This window comes from Streptomyces sp. NPDC002773 (assembly GCF_040295605.1).
GTDB lineage: Bacteria > Actinomycetota > Actinomycetes > Streptomycetales > Streptomycetaceae > Streptomyces.
In genome coordinates this window covers 80,663-98,458 of sequence record NZ_JBEOVO010000003.1, presented here as the reverse complement: position 1 = coordinate 98,458, position 17,796 = coordinate 80,663, and the positions used below count along the sequence as shown (strand labels likewise).

19 protein-coding genes and 3 pseudogenes are annotated in these 17,796 nt (G+C 69.7%); 4 read left to right on the top strand and 18 right to left on the bottom strand.

The genetic code is table 11. The features are described 5' to 3' along the window. Positions 1–156: 156 nt before the first annotated feature. Positions 157–1,722, top strand: a complete 1,566-nt coding sequence (locus tag ABT034_RS05675) for a CocE/NonD family hydrolase (protein ID WP_351211582.1) — start codon at positions 157–159, stop codon at positions 1,720–1,722. A 38-nt stretch (positions 1,723–1,760) separates the two neighbouring features. On the opposite strand, the gene ABT034_RS05670 is transcribed toward ABT034_RS05675, so the two are convergent. From ABT034_RS05670 to ABT034_RS05615, 12 genes and pseudogenes are all read right to left on the bottom strand, one after another. Further along, positions 1,761–2,618 carry an amino acid ABC transporter permease gene (locus ABT034_RS05670; protein WP_351211580.1) on the bottom strand — a complete coding sequence of 286 codons (858 nt, stop codon included), beginning with the start codon at positions 2,616–2,618 and terminating at the stop codon, positions 1,761–1,763. After that, positions 2,615–3,259: an amino acid ABC transporter permease gene (locus ABT034_RS05665; RefSeq protein WP_351211578.1), complete on the bottom strand. Its 645-nt coding sequence runs from the start codon at positions 3,257–3,259 to the stop codon at positions 2,615–2,617. The genes ABT034_RS05670 and ABT034_RS05665 overlap by 4 nt, the downstream gene beginning before the upstream one ends. A gap of 31 nt (positions 3,260–3,290) precedes the next feature. Then, on the bottom strand, positions 3,291–4,208 hold the full coding sequence (locus tag ABT034_RS05660; RefSeq protein ID WP_351211576.1) for a glutamate ABC transporter substrate-binding protein: 918 nt from the start codon (positions 4,206–4,208) through the stop codon (positions 3,291–3,293). A gap of 14 nt (positions 4,209–4,222) precedes the next feature. Next, a complete protein-coding gene (locus ABT034_RS05655; RefSeq protein WP_351211575.1) occupies positions 4,223–4,969 on the bottom strand; it encodes an amino acid ABC transporter ATP-binding protein in 747 nt (248 codons plus the stop codon). 136 nt (positions 4,970–5,105) lie between these two features. Further along, on the bottom strand, positions 5,106–5,549 hold the full coding sequence (locus tag ABT034_RS05650; RefSeq protein WP_351211573.1) for a DUF6278 family protein: 444 nt from the start codon (positions 5,547–5,549) through the stop codon (positions 5,106–5,108). 92 nt (positions 5,550–5,641) lie between these two features. Beyond that, positions 5,642–6,421, bottom strand: coding sequence for an exodeoxyribonuclease III (locus tag ABT034_RS05645; protein WP_351211571.1), 780 nt, complete (start codon positions 6,419–6,421; stop codon positions 5,642–5,644). Between the two features lie 46 nt (positions 6,422–6,467). Further along, positions 6,468–7,100: an MBL fold metallo-hydrolase gene (locus tag ABT034_RS05640; RefSeq protein WP_351211569.1), complete on the bottom strand. Its 633-nt coding sequence runs from the start codon at positions 7,098–7,100 to the stop codon at positions 6,468–6,470. A gap of 9 nt (positions 7,101–7,109) precedes the next feature. After that, positions 7,110–8,363 carry a bifunctional 3-oxoadipate enol-lactonase/4-carboxymuconolactone decarboxylase PcaDC gene (gene pcaDC / locus ABT034_RS05635; protein WP_351211567.1) on the bottom strand — a complete coding sequence of 418 codons (1,254 nt, stop codon included), beginning with the start codon at positions 8,361–8,363 and terminating at the stop codon, positions 7,110–7,112. A gap of 31 nt (positions 8,364–8,394) precedes the next feature. Next, positions 8,395–8,652: pseudogene (locus tag ABT034_RS05630) on the bottom strand (transposase); the annotation flags it as partial. A gap of 192 nt (positions 8,653–8,844) precedes the next feature. Continuing rightward, on the bottom strand, positions 8,845–9,108 hold the full coding sequence (locus ABT034_RS05625) for an FxLYD domain-containing protein (protein WP_351211565.1): 264 nt from the start codon (positions 9,106–9,108) through the stop codon (positions 8,845–8,847). Between the two features lie 206 nt (positions 9,109–9,314). Then, complete coding sequence (locus ABT034_RS05620; protein ID WP_351211563.1) at positions 9,315–10,352, bottom strand: quinone oxidoreductase family protein; 1,038 nt, start codon at positions 10,350–10,352, stop codon at positions 9,315–9,317. Positions 10,353–10,615: 263 nt separating this feature from the next. Beyond that, on the bottom strand, positions 10,616–11,104 hold the full coding sequence (locus tag ABT034_RS05615) for a hypothetical protein (RefSeq protein WP_351211561.1): 489 nt from the start codon (positions 11,102–11,104) through the stop codon (positions 10,616–10,618). Positions 11,105–11,356: 252 nt separating this feature from the next. On the opposite strand from ABT034_RS05615, the gene ABT034_RS05610 reads away from it, so the two are divergent. Beyond that, positions 11,357–11,776: a hypothetical protein gene (locus ABT034_RS05610; RefSeq protein WP_351211559.1), complete on the top strand. Its 420-nt coding sequence runs from the start codon at positions 11,357–11,359 to the stop codon at positions 11,774–11,776. 11 nt (positions 11,777–11,787) lie between these two features. Here the strand turns inward: ABT034_RS05610 and ABT034_RS05605 are convergent, their stop codons facing one another. Next, complete coding sequence (locus ABT034_RS05605) at positions 11,788–12,357, bottom strand: transposase (protein WP_351211557.1); 570 nt, start codon at positions 12,355–12,357, stop codon at positions 11,788–11,790. Beyond that, a pseudogene (locus ABT034_RS05600) lies at positions 12,252–12,662 on the bottom strand (IS5 family transposase); the annotation flags it as partial. The gene ABT034_RS05605 and the pseudogene ABT034_RS05600, both read right to left, overlap by 106 nt. 597 nt (positions 12,663–13,259) lie before the next feature. Between ABT034_RS05600 and ABT034_RS05595 the strand changes: the two are divergent. Further along, positions 13,260–13,811, top strand: a complete 552-nt coding sequence (locus tag ABT034_RS05595; RefSeq protein WP_351211555.1) for a hypothetical protein — start codon at positions 13,260–13,262, stop codon at positions 13,809–13,811. A 52-nt stretch (positions 13,812–13,863) separates the two neighbouring features. After that, a complete protein-coding gene (locus ABT034_RS05590) occupies positions 13,864–14,370 on the top strand; it encodes a hypothetical protein (RefSeq protein WP_351211554.1) in 507 nt (168 codons plus the stop codon). A 172-nt stretch (positions 14,371–14,542) separates the two neighbouring features. On the opposite strand, the gene ABT034_RS05585 is transcribed toward ABT034_RS05590, so the two are convergent. The 4 genes and pseudogenes from ABT034_RS05585 to ABT034_RS05570 form a co-directional block, all read right to left on the bottom strand. Continuing rightward, positions 14,543–15,580, bottom strand: coding sequence for a M28 family peptidase (locus ABT034_RS05585; protein WP_351211552.1), 1,038 nt, complete (start codon positions 15,578–15,580; stop codon positions 14,543–14,545). Positions 15,581–15,587: 7 nt separating this feature from the next. After that, positions 15,588–15,764, bottom strand: a complete 177-nt coding sequence (locus tag ABT034_RS05580) for a hypothetical protein (protein WP_351211550.1) — start codon at positions 15,762–15,764, stop codon at positions 15,588–15,590. Positions 15,765–16,249: 485 nt separating this feature from the next. Continuing rightward, positions 16,250–16,530 (bottom strand): annotated as a pseudogene (locus ABT034_RS05575) (MerR family transcriptional regulator); the annotation flags it as partial. 921 nt (positions 16,531–17,451) lie between these two features. Further along, on the bottom strand, positions 17,452–17,718 hold the full coding sequence (locus ABT034_RS05570; protein ID WP_351211548.1) for a Tn3 family transposase: 267 nt from the start codon (positions 17,716–17,718) through the stop codon (positions 17,452–17,454). Between the last annotated feature and the right edge of the window lie 78 nt (positions 17,719–17,796).

Sequence of the window (17,796 nt, the reverse complement as noted above, 5' to 3'; positions counted from 1 at the left end):
CCCCGGCATCCGGCCAATCGTTACTCACGCGTAACATACCGACCGGTTACCACGGGTAAACCGTTCCGGTTACCGTCGGGTCACTTTCACTGCCCCCCATCACCGCCCCCGGCAGTGCCCGCACTGACCCCGCAGTGCCCCAGTGAGGAGTGACCCGTGCGCACATCCCTGACCCTCGCCGTCTCGGCCGCTCTCGTGGCCGGAACGGCCCTCGGGCTCGCGCCTGCCGTCCAGGCCGGAGAGACCGGAACGAGCGCGGACACCGGCATCCGTTTCGTCGACATCGCCGGGGAGGGCGGCACCGTCCTCAAGGCGAACGTCATTACCCCCGCCGGTTCCGGCGGCGCCGCCCGCCATCCCCTGATCGTGCTCCCCACCAGCTGGGCCATGCCTCAGATCGAGTACCTCGCCCAGGCCAAGAAGCTCGCCGACTCCGGCTACGTCGTGGTGAGTTACAACTCCCGCGGCTTCTGGCAGTCCGGCGGCGAGATCGAGACCGCGGGCCCCAAGGACGTCGCCGACGCCTCGAAGGTGGTCGACTGGGCGCTCGCGAACACGCCCGCCGACCCCGAGCACGTGGGCATGGCGGGTGTCTCGTACGGCGCCGGGATCAGCCTCCTCGCCGCCGCCCACGACCCGCGGATTAAGGCCGTCGCCGCGCTCAGCGGCTGGGCCGACCTCATCGAGTCCATCTACAGCGGCCGCACCCAGCACCTCCAGGCCGCCGCCCTGCTCGGCGGCGCCGGGTACCTGACGGGCCGCCCCGGGCCCGAGCTCAAGGAGGTGCTGGGCGACTTCCTCTCGTCGAACCTCGACAAGGAGGACGAGATGATCGCCTGGGGCCGCACCCGGTCCCCCGCCACCTACCTGGACCGGATCAACGCCAACGGCGCCGCGGTCATGCTCGGCAACGCCTGGGGCGACACCATCTTCCCGCCCAACCAGTACGCGAGCTTCTTCGAGAAGCTCACCGGCCCCAAGCGGCTGGAGTTCCGCCCCGGCGACCACGCCACCGCCGAGGCCACCGGCCTGTTCGGACTCCCCAACGACACCTGGACCAGCGCCCACCGCTGGTTCGACCGCCACCTCAAGGGCGTCGACAACGGCATCGACCGCGAGCAGCCGGTGCAGCTGAAGTCCCGCTCGGCCGCCGGCTACGAGGGCTATCCCGACTGGAAGTCCGTCCACGCGAACCAGCGGAAGTTCGACCTCGGCGGTACGCAGCGGATCTGGGCGAACGTCGACTCCGGCGCCAACGGCGGCATCACCCTGCTCTCCAACGCCCTGGACCAGTTCCTCCGCGTCCCGCCCGTCGTCTCCGTCCCCCTGCTCCCCCGCGCCTTCGCCGGCGTCTGGCAGTCCGAGCGGTACGACACCCCCCAGCGCGTGCGCGGCACCGTGAAGGTGCACACCACCGTCACCCCCGCCGAGACGAGCGGCACCCTCGTCGCGTACCTCTACGACGTGGGTCCGCTCGGCGTCGGCAAGCTGGTCAGCAACGCCCCGTACACCTTCCACGACCGGACCCCGGGGAAGCCGTTCGCCGTCGACCTGGAGCTGTTCTCCACGGCGTACGACGTGCCGGCCGGGCACCGGCTCGCGCTGGTCGTCGACACCGTCGACCCGCTCTACATCGAGCACAACCCGACCGGCGCGCAGCTGACCTTCTCCTCCCCCTCGGCCGACCCGTCGTACGTGTCGGTACCGTTGCGGAAGGAGTGATCACCGGCTGCTGCCGGGCGGGTGCGGCTCCTCGCTCGCTACTGCGGTCCCGGCAGCAGCGTCTGTGGTTCGGCCGGAGCGACGTCCACGGCCCTGGTCTTCGGGTTGCGGCGCTCCCTGCGGGCCACCCAGGTGGCGAACCAGGAGAGCAGCATGCACATCCCGATGTAGATCGGTGAGATGACGAGGACGACGGGGATGAACGGCAGGTCGTAGTCCAGGTTCGAGGCGATCAGCTTGCCGGCGTGCAGGAACTCCTCGTAGGTGATGAGGAATCCGAGCGAGGTGTCCTTGAGCGCCACCACCAGCTGGCTGATGATGGCCGGGAGCATCGCGCGGACGGCCTGCGGCACCAGGACGTAGGTCATGACCTGGGTCTTGCGCATGCCGAGCGCGTACGCGGCCTCGCCCTGGCCGCGCGCCACGGCGTGGATGCCGGTGCGGAAGACCTCCGCGAGCACGGAGCCGTTGTAGAGGGTCAGTCCGGCGACGAGCGCGGGCAGCGCCTGCACCTTGAGCGCCACGAAGATGAAGAAGATCATCACGAGGACGGGCATCGCGCGGAAGAACTCGACGAGCAGCGTCGAGATCCAGCGCAGCACCCGGTGTTCGGAGAGCCGTCCGGTGGCGAGGACCGCGCCGAGGGCGAGCGAGAGCACCGAGGCGTACGCGAAGGCCTTGAGGGTGTTGCCGAGCCCTTCGAGCAGCAGCTCCTGGATGCCCTCGTAGGCGAAGGGCGACCACTTGGTGGTGGTGAACTGGTCGTTGTCGAACAGGAGGTAGAGGATCCAGCCGGCCAGGGCGAGGATCAGCACGGTGGACGCGAGGCCGTAGAGGAGGTGGCGCCGCCGGGCCTGCGGTCCCGGGATGTCGTAGAGGGCGGTGGACTCGGTCATCGGGCGACTCCCCAGCGCTTCTCCAGGACGTGGAAGAGGGCGCTGATGGTGAGGGTGATGATCAGGTACCCGGCGGCGATCCAGACGAAGGTCCAGATGATGTTGTAGCCGAGTTCGCTCAACGTCTTGTAGGTGCCGAGGAGTTCGGTGACGCTGAACGCTCCGGCGATGGCCGAGTTCTTGGCGAGGGCGATCAGGGTGGAGCCGATCGGCGGGATGACCGTGCGGAAGGCCTGCGGCAGGACGACCGTGCCGAGGGTCTGGGTGAAGGTCATGCCGAGGCTGCGGGCGGCCTCGCCCTGCCCGCGCGGCACGGTGTTGATGCCCGAGCGGAGCGCCTCGCAGATGAAGGCCGAGGTGTAGCAGCCGAGCGCGAGGACCGCGAACAGCTGGAAGGGCAGGACGAGTCCGAAGCGGGGCAGTCCCAGCATGACCGCGAAGAAGAGCAGGGTCAGCGGGGTGTTGCGCAGGACGGCGACCCAGACCGTGCCGAAGACCCGGAAGGAGCCGACGGGCGCGACCCGGAAGGAGGCCATGACGAAGCCCAGGACGAGGGCGAGCGCCGAGGCGTAGACGGTGAGTTCGACGGTGCCGAGGAATCCCTTGCCGTAGAGCGAGAAGTTGTCGGTCAGGACGTCCATGACGTTGACTCCATGTCGGGGGGCCCTCCGGTCAGCGCGCCGGGTAGCGGTCGATGGCGGGCGGTCTCGGGGCGGGCACTCCGGAGAGGCCGAGCGTGGCGTCGTACGCCTTCTTCCAGTCGCCGTTCTTCTCGTGGGCGGCGATGGCGTCGTCGAGGGCGAAGCGCAGGGCGTTGTCGCCGCGCGGGACGCCGATTCCGTACGGCTCCTTCGAGAACGGCTTGCCGACGACCTTGAGTTCGTCGGGGACCTTGGCGGCGTAGCCCATGAGGATCGTGTCGTCGGTGGTGACGGCGTCGACCTGGTAGGTCAGCAGGTTGTCCACGCAGGCGGAGTAGGTGTCGTAGGCGACGAGTTCGGCCTTCGGGTAGTCCTTCTCGATCCGCTGGTACGGGGTGGAGCCGGCGGCCGAGCAGACCCGCTTCCCCGCGAGGTCCTGGGGGCCCTTGATGTCGTTCTCGTCGGTGCGGACCAGGAGGGACTGGCCGGCCTGGTAGTAGGGCCCGGCGAAGCCGACGAGCTTCTTGCGGTTGTCGTTGATGGTGTACGTGCCGACGTAGTAGTCGATCTGGCCGTTCTGCAGGGCGGTCTCGCGGTTGGCGGAGGCGATCGTACGGAAGTCGATGCCCGCCGGGTCGAAGCCGAGGGAGGCGGCCATCATCTTGGCGATCTCGATGTCGAAGCCCGAGTAGCGGCCGGTGGCCGGGTCCTTCTCGCCCATGTAGGGCTGGTCCTCCTTGGCGCCGACGACGAGCCGGCCGCGCTTCTTCGCCCGGTTCCAGGTGCTGGAGTCGGGCAGGGTGAAGCCCGACAGGACCTGGTAGACGGGGAGTTCGTCGGGCTGCGGGCCCTTGACGGGCGGGCTGCCCTCCTTGCCGCAGCCGGCGAGCGCCGCCGCCGCGGCGAGGAGTAGAGCGAGGACGGCCGGGGCCCGGTGCGTGCGCTGCATGGTTCCCACCCCGCTCAGTGCTTGAGGATCTTGGAGAGGAAGTCCCTGGCGCGCTCGCTGCGCGGGGCGGTGAAGAAGTCCTCCGGCGCGCGGTCCTCGACGATCTTCCCGTCGGCCATGAAGACGACCCGGTTGGCGGCGGAGCGGGCGAAGCCCATCTCGTGGGTGACGACCACCATCGTCATGCCCTCGTGGGCGAGTTGCTGCATGACCTCCAGGACCTCGTTGATCATCTCCGGGTCGAGGGCCGAGGTCGGCTCGTCGAAGAGGAGCGCCTTGGGGTCCATGGCCAGGGCGCGGGCGATGGCCACCCGCTGCTGCTGGCCGCCGGAGAGCTGGGCCGGGTACTTGTCGGCGTGCGCGGCGAGTCCGACCCGGTCGAGGAGTTCGCGCGAACGCCGGTCGGCCTCGTCCTTCTTGCGCTTGCGGACCTTGATCTGCGCGAGGGAGACGTTGGCGAGGACGGTCTTGTGGGCGAAGAGGTTGAAGGACTGGAAGACCATGCCGACCTCGGCGCGCAGCCGGGCGAGCGCCTTGCCCTCGTCGGGGAGGGGCTGCCCGTCGATGACGATCTCGCCGGACTCGACGCGCTCCAGGCGGTTCATCGCCCGGCAGAGGGTGGACTTGCCGGAGCCGGACGGGCCGATGACGACGACCACCTCCCCCCGGCCGACGGTGAGATCGATGGACTGGAGGACGTGCAACGTGCCGTAGTGCTTGTTGACGCCACGCAGTTCGATCAGCGGATCGACGACGGCCATACGCTGCCCTGCCCCATTTCTCAGCGGTGTCGGGTCAGCGCAAACTATCCACCAGAAAAGGGACTTCACGCCCGACACGCATGAAACAGGAAAAGCCGTATTTACTGCAGAAGGGTGGCGCGGGCCTCCCCCGGAGTCAGTACTCGGCGGCCTCGGCGTACACCTGGGAGAGCTCCGGCGAGCCCGTCACCGCCCAGTCGAGACCGGCCTCGACGACCTGGATCTCCCGGCCGGAGGCGAGCCGTACCACCGGGCCGCCGTTCGGCCACACCTGCCAGTGGGCGCCCGGCACGTTCCGGACGATCACGGTGCCGAGGTAGAGCCCGGCGTCGTTCCCGATCCAGGGCAGCTCCTCCGGGTCGTCACGCCAGCGCGGCGGCAGCTGGTCGAGCTCCTCGAGGGAGCGCGGGGTGTCGTCGAGCGCCACCCCCGCCTCCGCGACCCGGGCACGCAGCAGCTCGCATTCGGCGAGCAGCTCGCCCGCTCCCCCGGGGTCGCGGTCGAAGGCCGCGACCAGCGGGGAGCCGGCCGGCTCGGGTTCACGCCGCTTGCGCCAGTGGTCGAGAAACGGGATGTTCATCAGAACAGCGTCGCACCGACGTCTCCCGGTCGCCCACCCGGCGCGCGGAGATCATCATCGCCGCGGCAGCGGCGCGGACAGCCCTGAACGCCCTACACGTCGAGGTCGACGACGACCGGCGCGTGGTCCGACGCGCCCTTGCCCTTGCGCTCCTCGCGGTCCACATAGCTGTCCGTGACCGCCTCGGCGAAGGGCTTGTTGCCGTAGACCAGGTCGATGCGCATGCCCTTGTTCTTGGGGAAGCAGAGCTGGCGGTAGTCCCAGTACGTGAAGGGGTGGTCGTACTTGAGGGGGCGCGGGACCACGTCGGTCAGGCCGGCCTCGCGCAGACCGGCGAGCGCGGCCCGCTCCGGCTCCGTCACGTGCGTGGCGCCCTCGAAGACGGCGATGTCCCAGACGTCGTCGTCGGTCGGGGCGATGTTGTAGTCGCCGAGGACGGCGAAGGGGCGCTCCGCCGCCGCGTCGTCCGCGACGGCCGCCTTCAGCGCCTCGAGCCAGCGCAGCTTGTACGCGTAGTGCTCGTGGGCCACCTCCCGGCCGTTCGGCACGTACACCGACCAGACGCGGACCGGGCCGCAGGTCGCGGAGATCGCCCGGGGCTCCTCCAGCGTGTCGTAGTCGGGGCCGCCGGGCAGGCCCATGACGACGTCCGAGAGGCCGACGCGGGAGACCAGGGCCACGCCGTTCCACCGGCCCGTGGCGTTGACCACGGACTCGTAGCCGAGGGCGCGCAGCTCCTCGGTGGGGAACTGCTCGGCCGTGCACTTGGTCTCCTGGATGCACAGCACGTCCGTGCCGCTGCTCTCCAGCCAGGCCAGCAGCCGGGGCAGCCGGGCGGTGATCGAATTGACGTTCCAGGTGGCGATGCGCATGGCCGCAAGCCTACGTGCGGGGTCCGACAATCGGCGCCCGCCCGACTCAGAGCTGGGTGGACGCGCCGGGGGCGAGGCGGTCGTGGTCGGTGCCGCCGAGGGCGCCGATCTGGCGGTCGTAGATGGGCCGGGCGAGATCCGTGAGCAGGGCGTCGTGGATGTCGTAGGCCCGGCGCGGCTTGACCTCGCGGACGTAGTCGATGACCTCGGAGATCTTGTTCCACGGGGCCATGACAGGGAGCAGCAGCGTGTCCACGGGGTGGTCGGGCACGGTGAGCGCGTCGCCGGGGTGGAAGACGGCGCCGTCGACGAGGTAGCCGACGTTGGTGACGCGCGGGATGTCCGGGTGGATCACCGCGTGCAGCTCGCCGTGGACCTGGACGTCGAAGCCGGCCGCCGTGAAGGTGTCGCCGTCGCCGACGGTGTGCACTCGCCCGGGGAAGGCCGCCGCGAGCTGTTCGGCGACGCTGCGGAGCGTCCAGATCTCGGCGGCCGGGTTGGCGTCCAGGGCGGCGCGGAGGCGGCCCTCGTCGAAGTGGTCAGGGTGCTCGTGCGTGACGAGGAGGGCGTCGGCCCCGAGGGCCGCGTCCTCCTCGGTGAACCCGCCGGGGTCGAGGACGAGCGTCCGCCCGTCCTTCTCGAGACGCACGCAGGCGTGGGACTTCTTCGTCAGCTTCACACGGCCAGGTTACGCCGGGGGCGTGGTCTCCTCCTCGACGACGCGGGCCACCACCCGGAGCGCGGTGTCGGCGGCGGGGAGGCCGCAGTACACGCCCGCGTGGAGCACGATCTCCCGCAGCTCCTCGGCCGACAGGCCGTTGCGGAGGGCGGCGCGGGTGTGGTCGGCGAGGGCCTCCCGGTGGCCGCCGGCGATGAGGGCCGTGAGGGTGACGACGCTGCGGGTGCGCCGGTCGAGGCCCTCGCGGCTCCAGACCTCGCCCCAGGCGTAGCGGGTGACCAGGTCCTGGAAGGCCCCGTCGGGGTCGTCGGCGAGGGCCTGGTCCACATGGGCGTCGCCGAGGACCTCGCGGCGCAGCCCGAGGCCCTTCTCGTACGGGTCGGGGCGACCGGCCTCCGCGGCCTCCGCTGCGGCCGGGGCGGGCTCGGCCACGGGCACGGGGGTCGCGGGCAGGGGCGGCACGGTCAGGACGCCGCTGGTGTCGGGGGCGGTGCCGGCGAAGTGGTCGATGAGCAGGTCGGTGACGGCGGCCGGCTGCTCGACGGGCGCGAGGTGCGAGGCGCCGGGGACGACGGCGAGACGGGCGTCGGCGATGCCGGCGACCAGGGTCCTGGCCTCGGCGGGTCCTGTGACCTGGTCCTCGGAGCCGACGAGGACGAGGGCCGGGATGACGATCCGGTCGAGGGCGTCGCGGACGTCGAAGAGGGCGAGGGCCTCGCAGGCGGCGGTGTAGCAGGCGGGGTCGGTCGTACGGACCATCTGGACGGCCCAGTCCACGATCGCGGGCTGGGCCCCGGCGAACACGGAGGTGAACCACTGCTCGGGGGCGGCGCGGGCCATCGGCTCCAGGCCGTTGGCGCGGACGATGACTCCGCGCTGGCGGAACTCGTCGGCGCTGCCGAACCGCGGCGAGGTGGCGACGAGGGCGAGGGAGGCGACCCGGTGGGGTGCGCGCAGGGCCAGGTCGAGGCCGACGGCGCCGCCGAGGGAGCAGCCGGCGTACCCGAAGCGCTGGACGCCGATCGTGTCGAGGGTGGCGAGGAGCCGGTCGCCGAGGTCGGCGACGGAGGTGAAGGGCTGGGCGGGCGCGCCGCCGTGCCCGGGCAGGTCGAACCGGACGACCCGCCAGTCCCGGGTGAGCTCGGGTATCTGCCGGTCCCACATGTGCCATGTGGTACCGAGGGACGGCCCCATGACCAGGACGGGAGCCTGTTCTGGCCCGTCAACGCGGTACTGCAGCGTATCGATCTTGGTCTCGCTCACCGGTTCACACCTTCATCTGTCACGACAGCCCCTATAGCGTCGGGTACGAATGGGTGGTCCTGACCAGGTGGAACACCTCACGAGCAGCGTAGCGTTTGAGGCATCGGACGATTTCGCGCCGGGTCTTGCCCTGCTGGGTGCGGCACTCGTAGCACTCCTGGGTGCGGGGGTCGAAGCGCAGGCGGGACTGCACGATCCGGTGCAGGGCGGCGTTGGCCTGCCGGTCGCCGCCGCGGTTGAGGCGACGGTATTGCCTCGCGCCCGAGGATCGCTCGACGGGGCTGACCCCGCGGGCGAAGTATCCGGTGCCGGGCGGCCTCGAATACTCAACTCGCCCTGCGGCCGCTCCGCCATCATCCGCGTGCTCATCGGACAGGTGGACGTCGTCACGGCGATGTTCATCTCGACGACTTCCAGGCCGGCGCAGCGGGCGCGGGTCCAAGGCCGCGTCAGCGCGAAGCCCCACCGGCCGGGAGCCGATTCAGGACGCGAATCGGCTGACGTCCGTGATCCGGCTTGTGATCTCGGCCGTGATCTGGTCCAGGCCCTGGGCCGTCAACCTCGACTGCCGGCCAGGCGCGAGGCCGTTCGTCGTCGCATACGCCTCGCTCAGCCGCCTGTGAGACGCGTCGACGAACTCGACCTGCACGATGTAATTGCTGGCCTTACTCGACCTATTGGTGACCAGCAACTCCGCACTGGGCCACTTCGTGGCCGAATCCACCTCGCACGCCGTGATCTTCACGTCCCCCCCTCGGACCGCTCTCCTCCTGCGGCCGCTCCGAGGCCGACTGGCAGGTAGATCCCGCCTTCCCTTGCAGAGGGATTTCCGCTGCCGGTCTCTGCGAGTGCAGGACCACGCCCCCTGTAGCGGGTTCGCGAAACCCTGTGGTGCTGAAGCGGTGAGTGGTGCATTCGTCGGCCGTTAACCGAGGCGTGGCCCTTACGGTGTCAGTTCGAGTGAACTGCACTCCCGGCATCAGCTCTGCGTCCCTCGCGGTATCCAATAACGGCCGCATCGGGTATGACGAGCAGCTTGCCGGTGGTACGCCGAGCCTCCAGATCGCTGTGGGCCTGGGCGGCCTCGGACAATGCGTAGCGGCCCGTTACGGTGACCTCAAGCGCCTTGGAGCGCACCCACTCGAACACATCGGCGGCCCGTCGGAGCAGTTCGGACCGATCGGCGATGAAGTCCCCGAGGCTGGGCCGGATCAGGGTCAGCGAACCGCCGTGGGCGAGCCGAATCGGATCGAACGGCGGCACGGCACCACTTGCCGCGCCGAAGAGCACGAGATGGCCGCGGGGTCGCAGGCTGGCGAGGCTCGCGTCGAAGGTGTGCGCGCCGACGCCGTCGAAGACAACCGGCAGTCCCTGACCGCCGTTGAGCCGCCTCACCTCGGCTGCGAGATCGTCGACTGCGGAGGAAAGGATCACCTCAGCGGCTCCGGCACGCTTCGCCAGCTCGGCCTTCGCCGTGGTCGACGTCGTGCCGATCACCCTGCCGCCGAGATGGGTGATGAGTTGGGTCAGAAGCAGCCCCATGCCACCAGCAGCCGCATGAACGAGCACCGTGTCGCCCCCCTGGACCGGGTAGGCGTCCTTGACGAGGTAGTGCACGGTCATGCCTTGGAGGAGCACGGCGGCGGCTGTCTCGAAGCCGATGTCGTCGGGCAGCGGCACCAGCCGGGAGGAGTCCACGACGGCCCGCTCGGCATACGAGCCGGGAATCTCCACCCAACCGACCCGGTCCCCGACCGCGACGTCAGCGACGCCGGGTCCTACTTCGACGACCGTGCCGGCGCCCTCAGCGCCCGGGGTGAAGGGCAGCGGGAGGCTGTACCGGCCTTCGCGGTGGTAGACGTCGAGGAAGTTGACCCCGGACGCGGCGACCTCCACGACCGCCTCGCCCGGACCCGGCCGCGGCTGGTCCACCTCGGCCTCCCGCAGCACCTCGGGACCGCCCACTTCGTATACCTGAATCGCTCGCATGACCCTCCAATGATCGGCTCGTCCCCCCGCCAACCCCGTGGATGGCGATCCGATTCCCGGCATGCAGATCAACGCCCGCCAGCGCCACGCCCTGGCCGGCTGCCTGACGAACGGGGCCGCCGCCGTCAAGGTGTCGGTCGGAGTCGTACACAAGCCGCGGGATCAAAGTGCGGCCACGCATACTGAGCTCCACATCTCCAAGATCCCCGACAGCGTCACGTGCTCAGCGAGATGACAGGCTGTTCGCTCGGTCGGTGGGCGGATCACCAGAGGCCGAAGAACCGCGTCCACCACGTGGGCCGCACTGCGAAGTGCTCCAGCGCGCTGGGGCCCTCGTAGTCGCTCTCCAGCAGTTCTTCGGGGACGTTCACGTAGCCGAGTCCGGTCAGGGCCTGCTCCACTGTGGCGAGGTCGGCGGGATCCAGCGCGCCCTCCTCACGCGCGTCGTCCGTGCCGAGGAAGGCCCCGGGATTGTCGGCGCATACCTCGGCGAGGGAGCCGAACTTGCTCACGCAGACCACGCTCCGTGTTCCGCAGATCGTCGCGTCCGCGGGCACGTGGATGCGCCCGTACTCACTGGAGTCCTGGGTGTCCCGCTCGGACTCGCACGGGGCCCCGAAGTCCGCTTCGAGCCGGCGGACCAGACCGCTGAACGCGAGGCCGGTCACGGCGCGGTCGTATTGCAGCGGCTGTTCCAGTCGGTCGGGGTCGTCGAGTTCACGCAGGAGGGCCAGCAGTTCCGTCTCGCTCATTGCCATCCGCCCACCCTGCCGCCCGGCGGGCGGCAGCAGAGGGGCAGGGGTGTGCAGGCAAGGGCCAGATTCCGAAGGTAGGGGCTTAGGCTGCGGTCTCGCGCTCGATGACGGCGAGACGGTCCTTGAGTCTGCAGCTGGGGCCGTTGACGGAGACGACGACGCCGACCAGCCAGGACTGGATGACCAGGACGGTTCCCATCGCGCCTTAGGCCGTGTATCGGAAGTGAACCGTGTGCATAGGGTGTCGGCATGTCACTGAGTCACATAGCCCTCTCGTCGGGTCGTTCGATCCGGCTCACCGAGCTACGGATGTCTTCGACCTACGGGGGGATGCTGGAGGGCTACCCGTGCAAGCGCATCAACGACCGGAAGGTCAGCTGGCTCCAGCGGCAGGCCGAGCACGCATTTCCCTCCATACCGGTCCATCTTGTTCCGCCCTCGCGCGAGTACCCGGACGAGACCGCCGGCGCTTTCGGTCCGGTTGAGGTGCTGCCTTCAGTGGCCTGCATCGGTGTCTTCGACTCCACGGCGCTCGATCCGACAATGGATGGTTCCTCCCTCGTCGTCGCCTGGTTCCAGCCAGCACCGGAGGTACCGGCGGGCGAGGATGCTGATCACGCGCTTCGCAGCGTTCGTTGGGAGGAGCTGGCCCAGAACTACGAGCTGTAGCAGCGTGCTGGTCACAGCCACTCGTTGATGGCCGCGACGAGGACAGTGGCTTCAAAGCGGACCGCGAGTTTGTCGTAGCGGGTGGCCACGGCCCGGTGGCGCTTGAGGCGGTTGATTCCGCACTCGACCGCGTGACGTTTGCGGTAGTCGACCGGATCGAATTGCGGCGGTCGGCCACCGCGGGAGCCTCGCTTATGGCGGTTGCGTGCCTGGTCGGCCTTGTCCGGGATGGTGCGGCGGATCCCCCGGCGGCGCGGGTAAGCGCGGTTGTTGCGGGAGGCGTACGCCTTGTCGGCCCGCACGCGATCGGGGCGGACGCGCGGCCGGCCCGGCCCGAGGCGGGGCACGCGGACTTTCTCCAGCACCGGCTCGAACTGCGGCGAGTCGCCGCGCTGCCCTGCGGTCACCACGATCGACATGGGTTTCTGACCTGCTCGACGGCCAAGTGCAGCTTGGTGGTGAACCCCCCGCGTGAGCGTCCCAGCCCGTGATCGACCGGCTCGGTGAAGACGCCGCCCGGCGGTTCCTTCTGCAGGCCGCCCTGCTTGCGGGCCCCGGCCGCGTGCTGGTGGGCGCGGCACACCGTGGAATCGACGCTCAGGTCCCACACGATCGCACCCTTCGCGTCGGCCAGGGACTGGAGCCGGGTGAAGACCCGGTGCCAGGTGCCGTCCCGTTGCCACCGGCGGAACAGGTCGTAGACCCGTCCCCACGGCCCGTATTCGACAGGCACGTCCCGCCACGGCACACCGGTACGAACCCGGAACCGTATGCCGTCGATCAGCTGCCGCCGGGGCCAGACGGACGGCCGCCCTGCCTTCGCCCCCTTCGGCAACAACGGCTCCAGCAGCGCCCACTGCTCATCCGTGAGATCTCCCCGCCCCATGAACCGTGATCATCCATCGGTCAAGATCCGAGCAGTGTCCGCTGGGACCAGAAGAACAAAGTGCCACTCAGCACCGTGATCAGCCCGCGGGCCGGGGCCGCCCGCCACAGCGGTGTGATCGCGGACAGAAAGAGCGCAGCCGGCGCAAGACCACACCGAGATCACGTTCGTCCTGCCCGCCGGCCATTCGGTCGGTGAGGTGAGCGTGGTCGGCGACTTCAGCGACTGGCGGCCCGGCGCCCACCCGATGGGCGAGCGTCCCGACGGCACCCACGCGGTCACGGCCATTCTGCCGGGCCAACGGCGCACCCGCGTCCGCCATGACAGTCCGCGTGCTGCGGTGACACAGCGGCCTGCGCTGGGTGGTGCGCTGCCGCCCGACCCACTGACCTGCCCGCAGTGTCCGCGGCCGCTCCCCCGACCCGACCGTTGTCCGTCACAGCGTCCAGCCGGGCCGGCCACCCTTTACCCGATAGCACATTTTAGGCGATATGTGAAATTCTGGAATGGTGCACCAAGGGACAGCACCCGCGGCGGTGACCCCCGCACGCCCAGGTTCTGGCTGCCTGTGTGAGCTGTCAAAGAGTGGAGGATGCGATGTGGACCATCGTCATCATCGTGGCCGCCGTGGTCATCGTGGTCGCCATCGCGCTGACCATGCGGACCATGGCCCGGCGCCGGCACCTGCGGGATCAGTTCGGGCCCGAATACGAGCGCGCGGTCGAGGCGGAGCGGAGCCGTGGAGCAGCCGAGCGCGACCTCAAGGAGAGGGAGGAGCGGCATGAGGAGCTGGAGATCAGGCCGCTGCCCTCGACGGTCCGGGACCGGTATGCCCGGGACTGGGCCAGCGTGCAGGAGCATTTCGTCGACAGTCCCGACCAGGCTGTGGGTGAGGCGGACCGGCTCGTGACCACGCTCATGAGCGAGCGCGGCTACCCGACGGAGAACTATGAGCAACAGAAGCGGGACCTGTCGGTCGAGCACTCCCGAACCCTGGACCATTACCGCATCGCCCACGAGATCAACGGGCGTGCCGGCGGCAGGGACACCACGACAGAAGAACTGCGGAGTGCGATGGTCCACTACCGGGCCCTGTTCGACGAACTGCTGCAGGACGACACCGCTTCGCCGGATGAGGAACGCCGCTGAATGCCCAGCGGCCGGGATCGGATGTTCACCACCGCCATGAAGGTGAAGAGACATGCAGAGAGAATCACAATACGGGCGCGACGAGTACGCCGAGCCCGCCGAAGAGACACTGTCGACCGAGGACATCGCCCGGCCCCAGACGGAAACATCGCAACAGCCCCCGGACGATGACCCGTCAGCGGCCCCCGATGACGAGGGGGCAGCACTCAGGACCAGAATCACGGACGAGGCGGGAGACGAGCGGGACGCTGTGCCCGGTGAACGGGACGAGTCCGCGCGGCAGCCCGATGCCGCCCCGCTCCTCGGGGCACAGGAGGCAGAAGGGCTCCGGACCAGGTGGCAGGAGATCCAGCAGGGATTCGTCGATGACCCGAAGCAGTCTGTGCTTGCGGCAGACGGGCTCGTCGCCGAGGTGATGCAGCTGCTCGCCACCACGTTCGCCGACCACAAGCTGGGGCTCGAAAGCCAATGGCACCGCGGCGAGGAGGCCGCCACCGAGGACCTGCGCCTGGCCCTGCGCCAATACCGATCCTTCTTCGACCGCCTGCTCAGCACCTGACCTACGGCCCGGATCCGCGACGAGTACCGTCCGGCTGGGGGCGCTTGTACGCAGAACACCGGCCGGTGGCTCCCTCGCGCGTAGAGCAGGCAGCCACCGGCCGGTATACGTACAGGGGCCGTCACATGGGATCGACGTCCCCGCTGCCCCTGTCGTTCTCCGGAGGCAGCGATCAACCGGGTCCGCCGACCGACCAGGACACAGCGGTCGCGGCGGTCGCGACGGCGACCGCCGCAAGGCGCCGGTAGTCGATGGTGTCCGGGGTGTCGGTCGGGCGGTGGTAGTTGCGGTTCCGGAAGTTCGCCGTACTGGTCAGCATCAGGGCCGGAATTCCCGCGTTCCAGAAGGACGCGTGGTCGCTGCGGTCGAGCTGGATCAACGGGGGCACCCCGAGGCCGGCGAGTGCGCCCAGCAGGCCGTCGGGACGCGGGTCGCGCAGTGTGACAGCAGGCAGTGAGGGCTCTGCGGCCTCGGCTGCCCGGCGCCACAGGGCGGCCGCCGCCTCCGACGAGCGCCGGTGGGCCACGAGGGTGAAGTCGCCTCGCTGCCCGGTCGAGCGGACCGCCGCGGCCGCCCGGGGGAAGGCCGCGCGAAAGCCGCCGGGCATCAGCTGGGTTCCGGGCTCGTTCGCGAAGAAGCCGACCGACTCCAGGCAGATCATGCCCGTGACCCGCCCGGCGTGGCGGAGCCGCCGGGCAGCGACCCGTGAGCCGATCATCCCCAGCTCCTCCATGTCGAAGACCATGAGGGTTACCGCGGGCGGTCGCGGCAGCCCGCCGAGGAGCCGCGCGATCTCCAGCAGCGCGGCGACTCCGGAGGCGTTGTCATCGGCTCCGGGGCTGTCGGCGACGGTGTCCAGGTGCGCTCCGACGACCACCGTGGGGCGGGCGTCGCCTCCCGGCAGCCCGGCCAGGAGGTTCGCGCCGGTCAGCCGCCGGTGCAGACGGAGTTGGAACGCGAGCGCCCGACTGGTCTGACGGTCGGTGCCGCCCAGGCGCCACCGTACGTCGAACGGCTGCCGCTCCGTCCACCAGCCCGCAACGGCCAGTTCACTCGTCACATGGGCCTCGGCGCGCAGCATGGCCTCGGGGGCACGGATCCGGCTGCGCGGGCGGTCGGCAAGGTATTCCACGTCATGTCGCAGGCGCTGCGGGTCAGCCCGCCGGGCCAGTTCGCGTACGAGCGCGGGCACTTCGTGGCCGAGATCCATGACGGAGTCAGCTCCGAGCGGCCGGGGCCGGGACGGCCACGATCCGGTCGAGGGCCGGCGAACAGCCCGTGCCGCGGCAGCCAGGCTGCTCCGCCGGCAGCTTGCGGCCTTCGGTGCCGAGGCCGTCGACGGCCTCGCCGAGCGTGACCGGATCACCCATCGCGTAGATCGTACGCACGTACATGGCGCCCTTCCTCATGGGTAGGCCGGCGCCGGGGCGGGCGCACAGCCCTCACTCCATGCCATGACAGGGGCGGGTGGGAGGCAAGGCCGCCCGGGCGTTCGAGTGACCGTGCCCTCTCTGCGCTTGGCCGACCGGCGATCCGGCGGCAGGAGGCGTCCCCGCACCTGGGAAGCGGTCGGGGGGCAGTCCAGCCTGACGGATCAGCGCAGGCTGGGGCGTCGGGAGTGGCGCAGACGCATGCCGTAGTAGACGATGTCCGCCGCGAGCAGGACGATGCCGATGATCAGCAGGTAGAGCAGCCCCTCAGCAGTAGCGCCCATGACGCCCAACACCATCGCGACGACGAGCACGGCGTCGAGCGGGACGAAGACCAGGCGGTGGCGGGTGGGCAGGTCGATCTGGACCGTGGCCATGACCGACTCGTCCGTGCTGGTGTCCACGTAGATCGCCTCCAGCACTCCGATCTCGTACCCTCCCCCGTCCATCACGTCCTGGGCTTCTTCGAGCTGGTCTTCCAGGACGATGATGCGGCAGGCGGCTTCGATGGGGGTGCCCTGGTCGACGAGTTCGCGGGCGCGGGCGGCGATGCGCAGTGGGTAGCGGGAGTAGCGGCGGTGGCCGCCCTCGGAACGGAGCGGGGTGATCAGGCGGGCTTCGCCGAGGGCGCGGAGGAAGCCCTGGGTGGTGCCCAGCATGTCGGCGGCCCGGCCCATGGTGTACGCGGGGTAGTCGTCGTCGAGAGGCCGTAGGAGTCGTCTGCTGTCATTTGCACCTCTCTCTTGGAACGCGTGGAGGGGCCCTGGTGCCGTATGGCACCAGGGCCCCGAAGGAACTTCTACACCACGTGCCGACCCTGATACCGCGTCGGCCTTCTGTGTCCGCCCACCCGGCCCAGTCGCTGTCGGGAGTGCGGGGATCGCGGTTGCTTGACCGGAGACCACCTCACTATCGATGTCCTGCGGTACCCGGACTCAAGACTTCCGTCCGGGCGATCCTGATGGTGCTTCGTTCCTCCGTTCTTCCCTCGGTGATCGACTTCCCTACCATCGGGGTACTGCGCACTGCTGGTACTGCTTGTACTGCGTACTACTGAGCGACCGTGACAGCGTCACTCTTCGGCAGCCAGCCCCGTTGCCCGTCCTGCGTCTGCTCTGGCTTAGAACCCCACTGCCGAACTTCCCGGTGCGCGCGTCCGCAGCCGACGCCTTCACCGAGGTGCTGCTCACTGACTTCACTGCTGGGTACTGCGAACTGCTCTCGCGGGTACCGCACCTTCCATGACCGCGGTCCCGCTGCGGCGGCCCCTGATCACTGCGGGCCACCCGGTCCGGCCGTCAGTCCCGTCGCCGTCTCACAACAACCCTGGCTCCGAAACTCCACCGCCGCACCGTCCTGCGTACTGCACCTACCTGTACTGCTGGTACCGCTCGCCGGCAGTTCGTCTCTGCCAGGCCCTGCTGTCCTTCTGGGCTACGAGAGAAACCATAACCACGCCACCGCCCAATGTCTACTTCGGCCGATATAGATTTCCGGGTGTCCTGCGACGAGGTAATCGGCCTCGAACAGTGACGCGGGTGGGAGCACAGCGGGGTCGCACTGGGTTGCCCCCCCCCGCTGGTACGTCATGCCTCAAGCAGATACCACCCCCGGGTAGCGCCACCCCGCGGCCCTTCACGATCTGGTCGTACTACTGGCGGACCAGGTCCCAGTTGATCGTCTTGGTCGACAGCATCGGCGCCAGGTTCGGCCACTTCTCGTCCTCCCCGGCCGTCGGCCGGTAACGGCAGGCTGAGGCGACGTTCTTCAGCCGGGACAGCAGGTTGAAGCCGAGCGTGCGGGCGAAGGCCAAGCCGACGATGGAGACGCCCTGCGTGTCGGTGCACACCGCGCTCGTCCTCCTCGGGCCCAGGACACCGACCGCTTCCAGGGCGACAGCGTCGTCGAACGCGGCCACGGGGTCCTGGACGGCGAGTGCGGCGGCCGTGGCGAGGTAGTCCCAGCTCGGCCCGCATCCGGCGGTGAAGGATCCTGC